Origin of the sequence: Vibrio sp. 10N.222.52.B7, assembly GCF_041474275.1 — a bacterium.
GTDB lineage: Bacteria > Pseudomonadota > Gammaproteobacteria > Enterobacterales > Vibrionaceae > Vibrio > Vibrio crassostreae_C.
Genome location: NZ_JBFRTU010000655.1, coordinates 1 through 328, shown reverse-complemented (window position 1 = coordinate 328; position 328 = coordinate 1). Strand labels below are relative to the sequence as shown.

Annotated in this window: 1 pseudogene; it reads right to left on the bottom strand. The window is 44.2% G+C overall.

Annotation, left to right across the window (positions count from 1 at the left end):
• Window positions 1–328, bottom strand: a pseudogene (locus AB4512_RS24670) (winged helix family transcriptional regulator); the annotation flags it as partial.

Here is a 328-nt window from a genome sequence, read left to right as displayed (position 1 = left end):
AGTCACGCCAATCTGAAAATGTTGATACTCACTAGGCTGGAGAAACTGTGGCTTTCGGATAAAAGGCTTAGTAAAAAAAACGAACACCAAACAGGCTAGCAGCAATACCGTTACAAACCCATGCCAAGAATACATGTTCATTTTCAAGGTAGGGGCAAGCTTAAGGCTCACCTCTTCTAAGACGATTTCTTGCTCTTGGCTAACCCGAATTGCTCGGTTTCCTATTTTCTTAATCGGCTCTTTGCCACTGTAGATGTTCAGAACGTAGCCAATTTTGCTGACTGTTTTCAAGGTGACATCGCGCGCGCCCAACTGCTCGAAGTTTTTC